General features: G+C 71.2%; 14 protein-coding genes. 7 read left to right on the top strand and 7 right to left on the bottom strand.

Translation table 11 applies throughout. From position 1 onward, the window contains the following. The first annotated feature begins 74 nt into the window (after positions 1–74). Together AB0L89_RS06770 and AB0L89_RS06765 are read left to right on the top strand one after the other, a co-directional pair. The gene (locus tag AB0L89_RS06770) at positions 75–1442 is read left to right on the top strand and encodes a histidine kinase (protein ID WP_365135400.1); all 1368 of its coding nucleotides are present in this window, start codon (positions 75–77) and stop codon (positions 1440–1442) included. Continuing rightward, entirely contained in the window at positions 1439–2110 is a 672-nt protein-coding gene (locus tag AB0L89_RS06765; protein ID WP_365135397.1) for a response regulator transcription factor, read from the top strand. Before AB0L89_RS06770 ends, AB0L89_RS06765 begins: the two co-directional genes overlap by 4 nt. On the opposite strand, the gene AB0L89_RS06760 is transcribed toward AB0L89_RS06765, so the two are convergent. The 5 genes from AB0L89_RS06760 to AB0L89_RS06740 all read right to left on the bottom strand — a co-directional run bounded on the left by AB0L89_RS06760 (position 2088) and on the right by AB0L89_RS06740 (position 8890). Beyond that, positions 2088–2762: a class I SAM-dependent methyltransferase gene (locus AB0L89_RS06760; protein ID WP_365135394.1), complete on the bottom strand. Its 675-nt coding sequence runs from the start codon at positions 2760–2762 to the stop codon at positions 2088–2090. The genes AB0L89_RS06765 and AB0L89_RS06760 overlap by 23 nt on opposite strands. 71 nt (positions 2763–2833) lie before the next feature. Next, positions 2834–5377, bottom strand: a complete 2544-nt coding sequence (locus tag AB0L89_RS06755; protein ID WP_365135391.1) for a RiPP maturation radical SAM C-methyltransferase — start codon at positions 5375–5377, stop codon at positions 2834–2836. A gap of 12 nt (positions 5378–5389) precedes the next feature. After that, the gene (locus AB0L89_RS06750; protein WP_365135388.1) at positions 5390–7336 is read right to left on the bottom strand and encodes a radical SAM protein; all 1947 of its coding nucleotides are present in this window, start codon (positions 7334–7336) and stop codon (positions 5390–5392) included. A 198-nt stretch (positions 7337–7534) separates the two neighbouring features. Beyond that, complete coding sequence (locus AB0L89_RS06745; protein ID WP_365135385.1) at positions 7535–7684, bottom strand: hypothetical protein; 150 nt, start codon at positions 7682–7684, stop codon at positions 7535–7537. A gap of 582 nt (positions 7685–8266) precedes the next feature. Beyond that, positions 8267–8890, bottom strand: coding sequence for an alpha/beta fold hydrolase (locus tag AB0L89_RS06740; RefSeq protein WP_365135382.1), 624 nt, complete (start codon positions 8888–8890; stop codon positions 8267–8269). Between AB0L89_RS06740 and AB0L89_RS06735 the strand changes: the two genes are divergently transcribed. Together AB0L89_RS06735 and AB0L89_RS06730 are read left to right on the top strand one after the other, a co-directional pair. Next, positions 8889–9029 (top strand): helix-turn-helix transcriptional regulator, encoded by a 141-nt coding sequence (locus tag AB0L89_RS06735; protein WP_365135379.1) that lies wholly within the window; start codon positions 8889–8891, stop codon positions 9027–9029. The two genes, AB0L89_RS06740 and AB0L89_RS06735, sit on opposite strands and share 2 nt — an antisense overlap. Positions 9030–9112: 83 nt before the next feature. Then, positions 9113–9595 (top strand): hypothetical protein, encoded by a 483-nt coding sequence (locus tag AB0L89_RS06730; RefSeq protein ID WP_365135376.1) that lies wholly within the window; start codon positions 9113–9115, stop codon positions 9593–9595. Here AB0L89_RS06730 and AB0L89_RS06725 read toward each other — a convergent pair. Continuing rightward, entirely contained in the window at positions 9528–10121 is a 594-nt protein-coding gene (locus AB0L89_RS06725; protein ID WP_365135373.1) for a TetR/AcrR family transcriptional regulator, read from the bottom strand. The two genes, AB0L89_RS06730 and AB0L89_RS06725, sit on opposite strands and share 68 nt — an antisense overlap. Before the next feature lie 145 nt (positions 10122–10266). Between AB0L89_RS06725 and AB0L89_RS06720 the strand changes: the two genes are divergently transcribed. Next, on the top strand, positions 10267–10692 hold the full coding sequence (locus AB0L89_RS06720) for a RidA family protein (protein ID WP_365135370.1): 426 nt from the start codon (positions 10267–10269) through the stop codon (positions 10690–10692). A 38-nt stretch (positions 10693–10730) separates the two neighbouring features. After that, the gene (locus AB0L89_RS06715) at positions 10731–11867 is read left to right on the top strand and encodes an alkene reductase (RefSeq protein WP_365135367.1); all 1137 of its coding nucleotides are present in this window, start codon (positions 10731–10733) and stop codon (positions 11865–11867) included. Between the two features lie 75 nt (positions 11868–11942). On the opposite strand, the gene AB0L89_RS06710 is transcribed toward AB0L89_RS06715, so the two are convergent. Next, positions 11943–12389, bottom strand: a complete 447-nt coding sequence (locus AB0L89_RS06710) for a hypothetical protein (protein ID WP_365135364.1) — start codon at positions 12387–12389, stop codon at positions 11943–11945. 201 nt (positions 12390–12590) lie between these two features. On the opposite strand from AB0L89_RS06710, the gene AB0L89_RS06705 reads away from it, so the two are divergent. Then, complete coding sequence (locus AB0L89_RS06705) at positions 12591–14141, top strand: alpha-L-fucosidase (RefSeq protein WP_365135361.1); 1551 nt, start codon at positions 12591–12593, stop codon at positions 14139–14141. Positions 14142–14264 lie beyond the last annotated feature (123 nt).

Genomic DNA, 14264 nt, shown 5'->3' with positions numbered 1-14264 from the left:
TAGTCGAGGGGCGTACGTCGGGTGAGCGGAGGGGAGGACGCGAGGCCGATTCCCCTTCGATGACAATGGGCCGGGTGACGCACATACCGGTGTCGAGCCGCTCACGCCTACGAGTCCTGCTGTCCGGCCAGTTGGAGCGCCTGGCCGGTCCGTCGGGGGTGCCCACCGGCCCGTCGGATCTGTGGCGGCGTCTGTCGGCGACGCTCAGGCGTCCCACGGGCCCGCTCCCCCGCCCCGGCCGTCAGAGCCTGCTCTTCGACGCCGTGCTCGCGACCGGTGTCGCCGTGACCATGGCCGTGTACGCGGCGGAGGCCTCGGGCGGCACCCGCGTCGTCGAGGTCGTCGACGGCGTGGGCCGGGTGGTCGCTCCCACCGGCTCCCCTCGCTGGCTCGGCTGGGTCGCCATCGCGCTCGTCACATCCGCCGCGCTCGTACTGCGCCGCCGCTACCCCCTGGCCGTGCTCTGGACGGTGACCGCCACCGCCGGCCTCTTCGCCCAGGACGCGCCGTCCCGGCTCGCCATCTACCAGGGGATCATCGCCGCGTACAGCGCCGCCGCGTACAGCCCCTACCGGGCCGCCACCCTGACGAGCCTGGCGGTGGCCATCACGGTGTTCAGCAACACGGGGAACACCGAACTGCCCGTCATCCCGGACAAGTACGTGGCGCTGTGGGTCCTCATCCCGCTGGTGTTCGCGGCCAACGGGCTGCGCTCCTGGCGGCTGCGCGCCGACACCAGCCGCGACCGGCTCACCGCCCTCGAACGCGAACGGGCCGCCGAGCTGCGCCGCGCGGCCGAACGCGAACGCGCCCGCATCGCCGCGGAACTCCACGACGTGGTCACCCACAACGTCAGCATGATGACCATCCAGGCCGGTGCCGCCCGCAAGGTCATGGACGTCTCCCCCGACCAGGCCCGCGAGGCGCTGCTCGCCGTCGAGGCCGGCGGCCGGGCCGCCATGGCCGAACTGCGGCACGCCATGGGCCTGCTGACCATGAACGCCGAAGGCCCCGACCCGGCCACCACCGCGGACCTCGCGCCGCAGCCCGGCCTGGACCGCATCCCCCAACTGGTCGGGGGCGTACGGGACACCGGGCTCGACGTCACCCTCACCACCAGCGGACGCGCCGCCGCCGTCCCGTCCGGGATGGGCCTCACCGCCTACCGGATCGTTCAGGAAGCGCTCACCAACACCGTCAAGCACGCCTCGGGCGCCACCGCGACCGTGACCGTCGACCACACACCCGACACCCTGCGGATCGAGATCACCGACACCGGCGGCGCCCCCGACCCCACCGCGTCGGCCGGGAACGGCCACGGCCTGATCGGCCTGCGCGAACGCCTCTCCGTCTACGGTGGCACCCTGCACACCGGCCCGCGCCCCGACGGCGGCTACCGCGTCGAAGCCCTCATCCCCCTGGACCGTACGGAGAGTTCATGACCACCCCGCTCCGCGTCGTCGTCGCCGACGACCAGGCCCTGGTCCGCACCGGCTTCCGCATGATCCTCACCGCCGACGGCATCGACGTGGTCGCCGAGGCCGCCGACGGCAACCAGGCCGTCGAGGCCGTCCGCCGCACCCGCCCCGACGTCGTCCTCATGGACATCCGGATGCCGGACCTCGACGGTCTGGAGGCCACCCGCCGCATCCTCACGGGTGCTCCCGGCGAACCCCGGGTGATCATCCTGACCACCTTCGACCTCGACCACCTCGTGTACGGGGCCCTGTCCGCAGGAGCCAGCGGCTTCCTCCTCAAGGACGTCACCCCGGAACACCTCACCGCCGCCGTCCGTCTGGTCCGCACCGGCGACGCCCTGCTCGCCCCGGCCATCACCCGCCGCCTCGTCGAGCGCCACGCCCGCCGCGACCCGGAAGCCGCGACCGTCCACCGCGACCTGGCGACCCTGACCCCACGCGAACTCGACGTACTGCGCCTCCTCGCGCAGGGCCTGAGCAACGCCGAGCTCGCCGCCCGCCTCCACCTCGCCGAGACCACCGTCAAGACCCACGTCACCCGTGTCCTCGCCAAGCTCCAACTCCGCGACCGCGTCCAGGCCGTGGTCACCGCCTACGAGACCGGCCTGGTCAGCGCGGGCGACCAGCGGTGACGTCGCCTGCTCGGTCCTCTCGTCTCCGGAGCACGGCGTACCGGGCCGGCCAGTCCGTCACACCTGCCCGTCGGCCGAAGTCGGCGATCCGGTGGTCGAGCACGGTGAACCACGCGGCCACCGCGTCGAGAAACGTCTCCTCGGTGGTCCAGGACGGTCCGCTGGTCTGGTCCAGGGCGTCCTCTTCGCTGAGCGCGGCGGCCCCGACATGGACCCACAGTCCGCCGGGCCGGCACATGCGGGCCATCGCCGCGGCGAACGTCCGGCGCTCACGCCGCGTGGGGCAGGTGTGCAGGACACCGCGGTCGAGGACCACCGGGTACGGGTCCGGGGGCGCGTGTCCGGTGACGTCGAGCACCTCGTACCGCACGGTCGAACCGTCCGGTGTGCGGCGCCGGGCCTCTTTGATCGCCTGGGCCGAGAAGTCGCAGGCCGTCACGGTGTAGGAGCGGTCGGCGAGCCAGCGCGCGGTGGTGCCGAGGCCGCATCCGACGTCCAGGACGCGGGCCGGGGGCGGCGCGTGCTCGGCGAGGAGTTCGCCGAGCACCGGTGGCGGCTCCTCGTCCCATCCGGGGTTCGTGGACACGTACGTGCGGTCCCATTCGGCCGCGTTGAGGGAACGCAGCGGCGAGGCGGCTTCGCCGTCGGGCATGGACGTCGGTTCCTTTCCGTGCGGAGTTCCGGCCGTACAGAGTTCCGGTGCGCGGCCGTTGTTCTCTTCCCTCACCCCACCACCGGCCAGCGGGAGATCCGGGAGGGCAACCACCACAGCAGGGAGCCGACCCGGTGCACGAGGCCGGACTTGACGAACGCTTCTATTTCTTGTTGCCGGAAATCCGCGACCGGGGCACCGTCCAGGAGTGCCGCCAGCTTCCCCTTGTGCACTTTGCGCATGAGGACGCGCCGTTGTGTGCCGTGGCGCAGATCGGTGACTTCGACGAAGCCCTGGCCACGCCGGTAGCCGCACTTGTTCATGTGGAACGTGGTGCGCCACTGGTCGAGGACGGCGTCGCCGTCGGGTCCTGCCACCGAACGCGGGGGATACAGGTGGCTGAACAGCCGCCATCGTCCGATCTCGGCGCCGAGGTCCAGGTCCCAGTCGACGGAGAGCCCGTGTCCGGTCGCCTCCCTCACGTGGGTCAGCCCACGGACCGCCCGGCGGTCGCTTTCGGCGTCGCCGTGGCCGAGGACCACCGGCTCGGGGAGGGCGACATGCCGGGTGCCGCGCGCGACCAGGTCCGCGACGGTCCGCACGGCGGCGTCCTCGTACGGGGTCTCCCCCAGGTATATGCCCTTCCTTTCCCGCGTCTCTTCGTCGCGTTCGCGCCAGCACCGGAGCGCCGTGGCCGTGCTCATCTCCGGGATGCGGTCCGCCGGGCCGCGGAGCAGTGCGGGCACCAGGGCGGGGCTGCCGTCGCCGGTCACCCAGCGCATGAGGTCCTGGTTGGCGGCGTGCGGTACGACGTGCACGGTCTGGCCGCCGTCCTCGAAGAGCAGCCCCAGCGTGCGCCAGCGGTCGAGCAGGGCCGACACGTCCTCGGCGGCGATGTCGTGACGGCCCGCCCGGAGCTTCTTCACCAGTACGTCGCTCGTGCACGGCTGGTCCAGCAGCCGGAAGGCGGCCACTTCCCAGGGTTCGTCGATGCTCAGGGTCCGCCAGGCGAAGCCGGGCCGGGTGTTGGTGAGGACGATGGAGTCGGTCAGGTCGCACTGGGTCAGCCGCCCTTGGGGGAACTCGTGACGCCAGGTCTCGATGGCCTTCTCAAGGCGCTCCGCGTGCACGGCGGAGATGCCTTGGTGCGCGGCGTCGAAGACGTAGGCCATGTCCCGCAGTTCGGATTCCGGGAGGTCGTAGATCACCGCGTAGTGGGCGGCGGGCCGCAGGTCGCCGAATCCGAGTTCCGGGCGGTTGAAGTAGGGGCTGAAGCGCTCGATGGCGATGCGGGTGACGCCGTTCGGCGGAGCGAGATGGTGGATGGCCGGGAACTGGTCGATCACCGTGTCGTAGTCCTCTTCGGTCTCGCCCGGAAAGCCGAAGAGGTAGTTCCACACGACGCCGAGGCTCACCGACTCCGCGTCCCGCATCATGCGGACGTTCTGACAGCCCGTCACGCCTTTGTCCATCAGCTTCAGGACCCGCCCGTTGAGGCTTTCGATGCCGGGCTGAACGTAGTGGATGCCGGCGGCCACGAGGGAGGCGAGCTGTTCGCGGCGCATGTTGGACTTGATCTCATAACTGATGCGCAGGTCGCATTCGGCCTCCGCGAGCCTCGGCACCACCGAGCGCAGATACGTCATGTCGAGGATGTTGTCGGCCACGGCGACGTTGAGGACCTGGTAGCGCTCCGTCATGGCGAGCAGTTCGTCGACGAAACGGTCCGGGCTCTTGCTGCGGAATTCCATGAACGAACCGTTGAGTCCGCAGAAGGTGCAGTGATGCTTCTGTCCCCACCAGCAGCCGCGTGAGCTCTCCACCACCAGATGCGGCTCGGCCATGGCCCCGGCCCGGGAGGCCGCGTGCTGCTCGAAGTAGTCCGTGTAGTCCGGGGTGACCAGGGCGGACGCCGGCAGCGGGGCCGCGCTCATCGCGTTGGCGTGCGACGTGCCGTCCGCGTCGCGCCAGCAGAGTCCCGGGATGTCCGCGGGGTTCGACCCGTCGCGGAGACAGGTGAGGAGCCGCGTGAACGCCACCTCGCCCTCACCGCGGTTGACGTAGTCGATGAACGGGAAGCCGCGGTGGAGCGCGGCGCCCTGGGGGCCGTCACAGTTCCCGCCGCCCAGCACCACGCGCACTTCGGGCGCGAGCTTCTTGATGAGCCTGGCCGCGGCGAGCACGGCGCTGTTCTGCGCGAAGGTCGTCGACAGACCGACGACGTCGGGGCGGTCGGCGAGAATGCGGCCGACCAGCGAGGCGATGTACTCGGGGGCGAGCGCGTGCAGCTGGCGCCCCTTGTTGAGCATGTCCCCCGGCACCGCGTCCGCCACGAGGTCCGCGAACTCCTCGTTGCGCCAGTGCGGATCGTCGTACAGGGCGGAGGAGAAGATCCACTCGCTGTAGCCGGTGAAGTAGGAGTCCCAGCAGAAGTTGTACTCCTCGCGCGTGAGCCCTGCCCGCTCGGTGATCCAGTCGAGGTAGTCCAGATTGGCGTTCACGACGTCGACGCGGCTGTCCGGGAATGCGTCCGCGACGCGTTGCTTGAGGATTCCCAGGGCCAGGGAAGGGAAGTCAATCGAGGCCCAGGGCATATTGACCAGGGTGATGTGCACCGTGTGACTCCTTCAGCGTGACGGACGGTGTGCCGGTGGCGGTGCGGCGCACAGGGCGCCGACATCCGCGGCGGCGAGCTTGCCGAGCAGGGACCGGCCCCGCGCACTGGTCGCGATCAAGGGCCCACCGGACGCGGCGCTTCGGGTCACATGGTTCTTCGGCAGTGAGTACACCTGCTCCTGTACCGGATCGGCCAACAGGAAGGACCCGCCGCCGGGGCCGTTGCGGGCCAGCCGTGCCGGAGCGCACCGGATCCACGGATGCGGGCGCAGCGCACCCTGCTGCACCGAGGGCCGCGCCGCGGTGTCGGCGGGTCCGGCGGCGGCCGCGGAGACGCGGCGCATGCCGTGCTTCAGCCGCCGCAGCATGTCGGGGCGATCGGGTGCGCCGACGGTGGTGTGCCGCCTGCCCACCCTGCCGCCCAAGTAGTTTAGTTCGCGGTTGTCGGCGAACGCGTCGGAGCTGTCGAGGACCACGCCGAAGGACCGCGGGTCGGCCACGAGGCGGGTCTCCGGCTCGACCACCATGAGTTCGAACGCGTCGATGGCGAACTTCTCGCGGTTGCGTTCGAGGAAGCGGAGTGACTGCTCGGACTCCTCTTCGGTCTCGTCCAGCAGGCCGCCCATGACCGAGAGGTTGACCCGGATGTCCGCAGCGGCGAGGTTGTCGAGGATGGCCTGGAAGTCCGCGGCCCGGACACCCTTGTCCAGTCTGTCGAGCAGTCGCTGGGTGACGCCCTCGTAGCCGACGGCCATTCCCTCGCAGCCGAGTTCGGCCAGCTCCTGGCAGAAGGCCGGATCGAGCAGGATCGGCTCCAGCCGGTTGCGCGTGTTGAAACGGACCCGAAGACCGCTCTCGCGCACCAGTCGCATGGTCCGGGCAAGCAGTCGCAGGTTGGTGTTCTCGTCGACGACGGTGACGAAGTCGATTCCGGTGCTCTCCACGATCCGCCGCACCGTGTCCGCGAGTTGCCTCGGGGAGCCCTGCTGGTAGGCCCCTCGTCCGAGGGACCGGTTGCCGTAGGAACAGAAGACGCAGCGTCCCCAGTAGCAGCCCACGCAGGACACCATGGACAGGACGACGGTGTCGTTGAGATAGGAGTGCACCTTCAAGCCGTCGTAGTCGGGCGCGCCCGTGTCCTTGAAGTGGAGCGTGGGCGGACGGCCGGGGCCTGTCGCGCCTTCGGGGGTCAGCCATCGCATCCCCGGCACGTCGGAGCACGGCGCCTTTCCGGCGAGATGGGCCAGCCAGCGCTCCAAGGGCTCTTCGCCCGCCGTGACGCAGAGCGCGTCCACCGCTCCGCGCACCGAGGCCATCGCGGCCAGGTCGTCGTGGCGCAGCATGACCTGCTGTCCGCCGAGGCAGATGGGCGTGCCCGGGTGGCGCAGCCGGATCCACCGCGCGATCAACAGCGCCGGCGCCAACTGGCTGAAGAAGGCGATGGATATGCCGACCGCGCGCGGCGCGGACTCGTCGAGGGCCTCCGTCAGCAGACCGTGGAGACTCCGGGTCGCGAAGTCGAGGCTTTCGACCTGTGCCGCCGACAGCCGAAGGACGCCCTGGTCGAGTTCGTCGAAGCCGTCCCACACCTGCGACAACGCCGATTCGCGCAGCGTCAGTTGGGTGGCGTGCCGGGCCAGTCGCACCGCGCGCACGGGACCGAGGCGGGGCGCCGGGGTCTTCGTCAGGACGAAGTCGCGCATCTCGTCGAGATGGTGCAGGGAGGCGTCGGCCACCGCCGCGCGGTACCAGGTGGGCAGGTCCCGCGCCTCGTCCAGGGCCTGGGCCTGCCGCGTGAGCGCCGGGCCGTCCAGAAGTCGATGGACCAATTCGATGCCCAGGTCGACCTGGTGGGCGCTGTAGCCGGACCGGCGGACGTGACCGGCGAGATAGGGAAGACTCAGATACGGAAAGAGCGTCGCCTCCGTGAGCGGCGGAAAGAGCAGCAAGAGATCCATGCCATCCGTCCTGATCCGGACGGTGGAGCCGACCGGGTGCGCGAGGTGCTGGAAGTCGGTATCGGTCGACGCCGCGGAATCCGGGGCCGGGGGCAGGGCCGAAGGAGCTCACAAGGTCCGGCGGGCCGGCAGCACGCGGGACGCCGGAGCGCGCGGGAGATCTTGTGAGCTCCTCATGGAGCGACTCGGCAGGGCCGGTCAGCCCGCCGTGATGTCCGAGGAACGGTCCGCGTTCTTGGCGATGTAGTTGTAGGCCGTGGAAGAACCGCTGACCTGCAGTTCGTCCATTTCGAGTACCTCAAGTTCGCCGAGGTCGGCGTCCATCTCGGTGTTCATCTCGATGTCCATGGAACCTCCATACGCGAGTGGAACATGAAACTGGAGTACGTTTCTGAGCCTTTGGCCCTCGAATAGACTCGCTGTCACGTTTCACCGTGGTCAAGGATGCTATCGAGCCATGGTCATGCGACCGGTCGTCGTGATGGCCGGTGGATCAGGGACCGGAATTCGGGTTGATTTTTCGGCCACCCGAGAGGCCGCTGGTTCGGTGACTTCGGGTGACCGGGCAACGCGCGGCGCCGGTCGATCTGATGAGGTCTGCCTGACCGACGCCGCGAACTCCCGGCGACCCGCTGTGACGACGGTGGGGACATCCCGCCCCTCCGAGCGTTCCGGCTGGGCCGGAACGAGTAGTCCGTTCGTACTGATTCAACTCTTTGTCGCCCTGAAGGCGCAGGGCGAGCTCGCCACTGACCCGTCGGCCGCATGTCCGGATGCCACCGCTCGTCCCGCTCCGGGACAAGGGCGGCGTGCCGACGGGCATGTCGCCGTGATAAATGGCGCGGGCCTTCACGCTGCCCCCTCTACGCGGTGGTCGAGTCGGCCCGGTGCGGGCCGGTGAGGCGACCGCCCGCCTCCCGCTCCGCACGCTCACGCCGCTCCGGGCCCGACGGCCTCGCGCACGGCAGCGGCGACCGCGGCGAAGTCCTCCTTGAGGATCGCGCCGTGGTTGCTGGGGACCTTCGCGCTGATCTCGATGTGCGGGTTGCGGGCGGCCACCGCGGCGAGGCCCGCGCGGATCCGCTCCTGCTCGTCACCGCGGCTCCCCAGGGAGGTCCCCGAGGCGACCACGTACCGCGTCGGGACGGTGATCCCGTCGAGGACGGGGGCCAGTTCGCGCACCCGGGCGAGTCTGCCGAGCTCGATGTTGCTCTCCGCCGTCTGTGCGGCGTTCATCCGCGGGGTCAGGCCCGTGGGACGCAGCAGCGGCATGAACCAGCTCATCCGGCGGAACTGCTTGCGGATCCGCTCCTCCATGGCCTCGTCCAGCCAGTCGTACGGCTGCGCGCCGTCGACCAGGACCGCGCCCACGGCCCGCTCCGGATTCCGGGCGGCCCAGTGCGCCCCGACGAACGCTCCGTAGGACCAGCCCACCACCAGCGCCCGGTCCACGCCCCTGGCCGCGAGGACGGCTTCGACGTCACGCACGGCGGCCTCGAAGGAGTAGTCCACCGAGCGCGGCCTGACGCTCGCCGCGCTGGCCGGCGAGGGCATGTCCGCGGGCCATCTGTCCCGCCTGGAGTCCGGCGCACGCCAGCCCACCGAGCGGGTGGCCGCGCACCTGGCCGCGCAGTTGGGCATCAGCCCGGCCGAGCTCACGCAGTCCACGGCACCTCGCTCGCGCGAAGCCTGACGCCGGCCACGGGCCTCGGGCAGGACGAGGCGGGCGAAACGCTCAGCGAGGCCCTGAAGGGCTCGGAGGGCGAGGACCCGCTGGTGCGCCGGCAGGCGCTCTGGCAGGTCTCCGAGTGGCGCAAGCGGCGCCAGAAGTATGCCGAACAGCGGCCGTGCCTCGACGAACTCGTCGCCCTCGGCACGGCGACCGGACTGCCCGAGCTTCAGGCCAGGGCCCTCGCGGAACTCTCCCGCTGCGTAAGGAACATGGGCGACATCGCCCAGGCGGTCGACACCGCGACGCGGGCCCACGAACTGGCGAAGGACGGACAACTCCCCGCCCACGTAAGGGTCCAGGCCCTGATCCCCCTGGTAACGGCGCTCCTGGAGGCCGAGCGCGTCACCGACGCCGCGACCTGCACCGACGAGCTGCCGGCCGCGGAGATCTGGCGGCTCATCGCCGAATCCCTGGCGAGGCCCTGGGTGACGCCGCTGCCGCCGGGCGGCCGCTCGGCGTTCACCCCGCGTCCGGCCGGGGGCGCAGCCCGAGCAGGACGTCCGGGACGAGCTCGGCGCTGCGCCTGACCTCGTCGACGCCGAAGCCCAGGAAGTACCGGTAGTGGATCGGCGCGTAGAAGAGATCGACCATCACGTCGGTGGGCACGTCCGAGCGGAGTTGCCCGGCGGCGACGGCGGAGTCCAGGCGGGCCCGGCACTCCGCGATGCTGGGATCGAGGACCGCTTCGCGGAACGCCTTCATCAGCGTGGGGTCGTTCTGGGCCTCGCTGAGGACCCCCTTGTAGACCTCGCCGATCCTGCCGGTGATCAGATCGGTCACCGCAGTGATCTGGGTCGTGAGGTCGGCGGCGATGTCGCCGGTGTCCGGGAAGCCGACGTCGTCGCCGATCACTTCGTTCATCGCCTCCAGCACCACCGCACCCTTGGAGCGCCACCAGCGGTAGATCGTGGGCTTCCCCACGCCGGCCTGGGCGGCGATGGCCTCGATGGTCACCTTCGCGAAGCCCTTGCGGCTCACCAGGTCGAATGCCGCGTCGAGAATCGCTCGGCGGGCGCGCTCGCTGCGGCGCTCGCTGTTCGGGTCGGGGGTCATGCGATCACCCTACCTCTGGCGTGACGTTACGTTTCGTTTTGACAAGGCGTCCGGGACTGCTCTAGCTTCCGAGGCGTTACGGAACGTTTCGTAACGCAGTCGTGCGGGACCGGTCCTCCGGACCCCGCCGAGTCAGGGGAGACACATGTCCAGCAACGAGAACACCGTCGCCGAGCGGTCCGTCGAGAAGATCGCCACCACGCCGGACTGGTACGCGCCGTACCGGATATCGCAGGCCGTGCGGGCCGGTGGCTTCGTGTACGTGTCGGGCCAGGCGGGCTTCGAGGAGGACGGCACGACCGTCGAGGGCGGGTTCCTGGAGCAGGGGCGGCAGGCGTTCCGCAACGTCGCCCGGGTCCTTGAGGCGGCCGGGCTGACCTTCGCGGACGTGGTGAAGGTCGGGATCTTCGTGCGGGACATGGCGGCGAACCTGCCGCACGTGATCACGCTGCGCGGCGAGTTCCTCGCCGAGCCCTACCCCGCCGACACCCTCGTCGAGGTCGTCTCGCTGGCGCAGCCGGACTGGCAGATCGAGGTCGAGGTCATCGCACTGGACCGCGGCGCCGCATGAGTGCCGACGCCGTGACGGGACGGGTGGGGAACACGGGAATGCCGGAAGAAGAGGGCGTGGAGATGCGGGAGTTGCTGGAGCCCTATCGGGCAGGACGGCTCCAGCTGGCGAACCGGGTGGCGATGGCCCCCATGACACGGGGCCGCGCCGACGACGCCACGGGGGTGCCGGGCCCGCACACGGCCACGTACTACCGGCAGCGCGCCGGAGCCGGGCTGCTGATCACGGAGGGGGTGTACGTCAACGCGCTCGCCAAGGGCGGCCCCGGCATCCCGGGCCTGGTGACCGACGCGCAGGTGCGCGGGTGGCGCGAGGTGACGGAAGCGGTGCACGCCGAGGGCGGCACGGTCTTCGCGCAGCTGTGGCACGTGGGCCGGATGACGCACCCGGTGTCGCTGCCGGACGGCGAGCTGCCGGTGGCCCCGTCGGCCGTCGCCATCGAGGGCAAGCAGATCTTCACGCGGGACGGGCTGCTCGACCACGTCACGCCGCGCGCACTCACCACCGCCGAAGTGGCCCGGACGGTGCGGGACTTCGCGGCCGCCGCTCGCCGTGCCATCGAGGCGGGCTTCGACGGGGTGGAGATCCACGGGGCGAACGGCTACCTCATCCAGCAGTTCATCGCGGAGAACACCAACCTGCGCACCGACGAGTACGGCGGCTCCCTCACGGGCCGCCTGCGGTTCGCCGTGGAGGTGGTCGAGGCGGTCGTGTCGGAGGTCGGCGCGGACCGCGTGGGGCTGCGCGTCTCGCCGGACAACGCCGAGAACCAGCTCGCCGAGGCCGACGCGCGCACCACGTACCGCGCCCTGGTCGACGCGCTCGACCCGCTGGGCCTGGCCTACCTCCACGTCCTCGAGAACGGGGCGTACGACGCCATCGCGGACCTGCGGACGCGCTGGTCGGGCACGCTCGTCGCCAACACGAACGGCCCGGCGCCGAGCAGCCCGGAGGCGGGGGCACGGCTGGTGCGGGACGGACACGCGGACGTGGTCGCCCTCGGCCGTCTGTTCATCACGAACCCGGACCTGCCCGCCCGGCTGGCCGACGGCACGCCGCTCGCCGGGCCGCCCACGGAGCACCTGTACGGAGGCGGCGTGGAGGGCTACACCGACTACCCGGCCGCGACGGGCCCGAAGGTCGTGGCGGCCGCGGAGGTTTCGGCGGCGGCGTAGTGGTCCAGCGGGACAGGACAACGGCCAGGGGCGGTCTCGTGGAGACCGCCCCTCGGGCGTGAGGACCCCCCAGCGCTACAGATCCCGGCAGATCCCGCGGGCCTCGTCCAGGTCCTTCTTCGCCGCGGCGTCGAACTCGAAGACCCGGGCGTGGCGGTCCTGCGAGCGGCGTATCGCCTGGGCGAGCGGCTTGTACCGCGCGTCGCCCGCCGCGGCCGACGCGGCGAACGCCCCGGCCGCCGCGTACCGGTTCACGGCGATGTCGCCGGCCGACCCCTTCGCCGTGTACCGCGCCTCGTCGAACCCGTCGAGCGCCTGGCAGGCGGCACGCGCGTCGCCGGCCGCGGTCGACCCCTCCCCCGTCGTGCCGTCACCGTTCAGCGCCCACGCCGCCCCGACCGCCCCGGCCCCGACGACGAGGCCCACGACCAGCCACACGGCCGCGGCTGTCGTACGGCTGCGCTCACGCGTGGGCGCGGCGGCTGGTCGAGGAGAGGCGGTGGGGCCCTGTTGTGGCTGCATCCGACCAACATAGTGCGGCGGGTCACCGGGGTCGGCGGCGGGCTGCCCCGCTCCGCGGGAGCCGCCCGGTGGCGGCAACCCGGCCATCCGCCGGCCGGGGCGCGACAGGCGTGTCCGTTCGGTCAACTCGTCCGGGGGTGGCAGCGTCCCTATCGCTGCCGCGCACCGCCGCGCGGTCCGCGTCGAGCGAGGGGATCGGTCATGGTTTCAGCCACGAACGGACACGGTGGGACGGGGCTCAGTCGTCGCAGACTCCTCGGCGCGGCGACCGCGGGCGCCGTCGGGTCCGCGGTACTCGGCACGGCCCAGGAGGCGCAGGCACACGGAGTCGCACCGGATCCCGCGACGACGGCCGGACCGCGCGAGAAGGGCGCCCCCGGCGCCGGGCCCGTCCCGTCCTGGTTCGACGAGGTCAAGCTGGGCGTCTTCATCCACTGGAACGCCGCCGCCATCCCCGCCTTCGCCCCCGTGCACCTGCTCGGCGACGCGCGCCCCGGCCAAGGCGGCGCCGAGCCGCCCAAGTGGCAGCAGGAGCAGGTCTGGCGGACGCTGCCCTACGCGGAGATGTACCAGAACACGATGGCCGTGCCGGGCAGCGAGACCGCCCGCTTCCACAAGGAGCACTACGGCGAGCGGCCCTACGACGACTTCGTCGAGCGGTTCCGCACGGCCTCGATCCGTCGCTGGGACCCGCGGCCGTGGGCCGAGCTGTTCGAGCGGGCGGGAGCCGGATACGTCGTCCTCACCACCAAGACCGAGGACGGCTTCCTGCTGTGGCCGAGCGCACACCCCAATCCGCGCAAGAAGCGCTGGCAGGCGCCGCGCGACGTCGTCGGCGAGCTGGCCGACGCGGTCCGGGAGCGCGGGATCCGCTTCGGCACGTACTACTGCGAGGGCATGGACTGGACGTTCGGCGGCATCCCGATCACGGACGGCGAGAGCCTCGTCGCGGCCATGCCCCAGGGCAAGGAGTACGCCGCCTACACCGACGCCCACTGGCGGGAACTGATCACCCGCTACCGGCCCAGCGTCCTGTGGAACGACTACGGGTTCCTGCCCAACCCCGACGCGGACGCCCTGTTCCGCACGTACGAGGAACTGGTCCCGGACGGCGTCGTCAACGACCGGTTCGACACGGCGCGCCAGGAGGCCGGGGCCCTGCGCGCCGACTTCGTCACCCTCGAGTACGCCCGAACGAACGGGCCCGCCGACCGCAAGTGGGAGGCCTGCCGGGGCATCGGCACCTCCTTCGGTTACAACCGGCTGGAGGACGACGACAGTTACCTCGGCGCCACGGAGTTGATTCATCTCTTCATCGACATCGTCGCCTCCGGCGGCAACCTGCTGATCAACGTCGGTCCCACCGGGGCGGGCGAGATCCCGGCCGCGCAGGAACAGCGCCTCCTCGCACTCGGCAGGTGGCTGGACGCCAACCACGCGGCGATCCGCGGGACCCGCCCCTGGCACCGGTCCGCCGGGCTGACGTCGGAGGGAATGCCGATCCGCTTCACCCGGACCGCGGAAGCCGTCCACGCGATCGTGCTCGGCACGCCCCGCAATGACGCCGTCGAGATCGACGTACGCCTCGACAAGGGGGCGGACATCTCCCTGCTCGGGACGGAGGGGGCGGGCAGGCCGCCCTGGACGGCCACCCCGCACGGCACCCGGATCGAGCTGCCGGGACGGCGCACCGGCCAGGCGGCGCTGAGCCTGCGGATCACCCCCGCTGACGCGGTCCACGATCCGGCGTGACCCGGGCCGGTGCGCCACCCTCATCGGCCGGGCGGGACCCCTGTCGCCGATAGACCGCTTTGCGCCATATCGGAGATCATTCTGCTACGACAACATTGCGTTTCCTGCGGCAACATTGCGGCC

This window comes from Streptomyces sp. NPDC052114 (assembly GCF_040680155.1).
Taxonomy (GTDB): domain Bacteria; phylum Actinomycetota; class Actinomycetes; order Streptomycetales; family Streptomycetaceae; genus Streptomyces.
The sequence above is the reverse complement of the archived record's forward strand: the minus strand, read 5'-3'. Positions and strand labels throughout refer to the sequence as shown.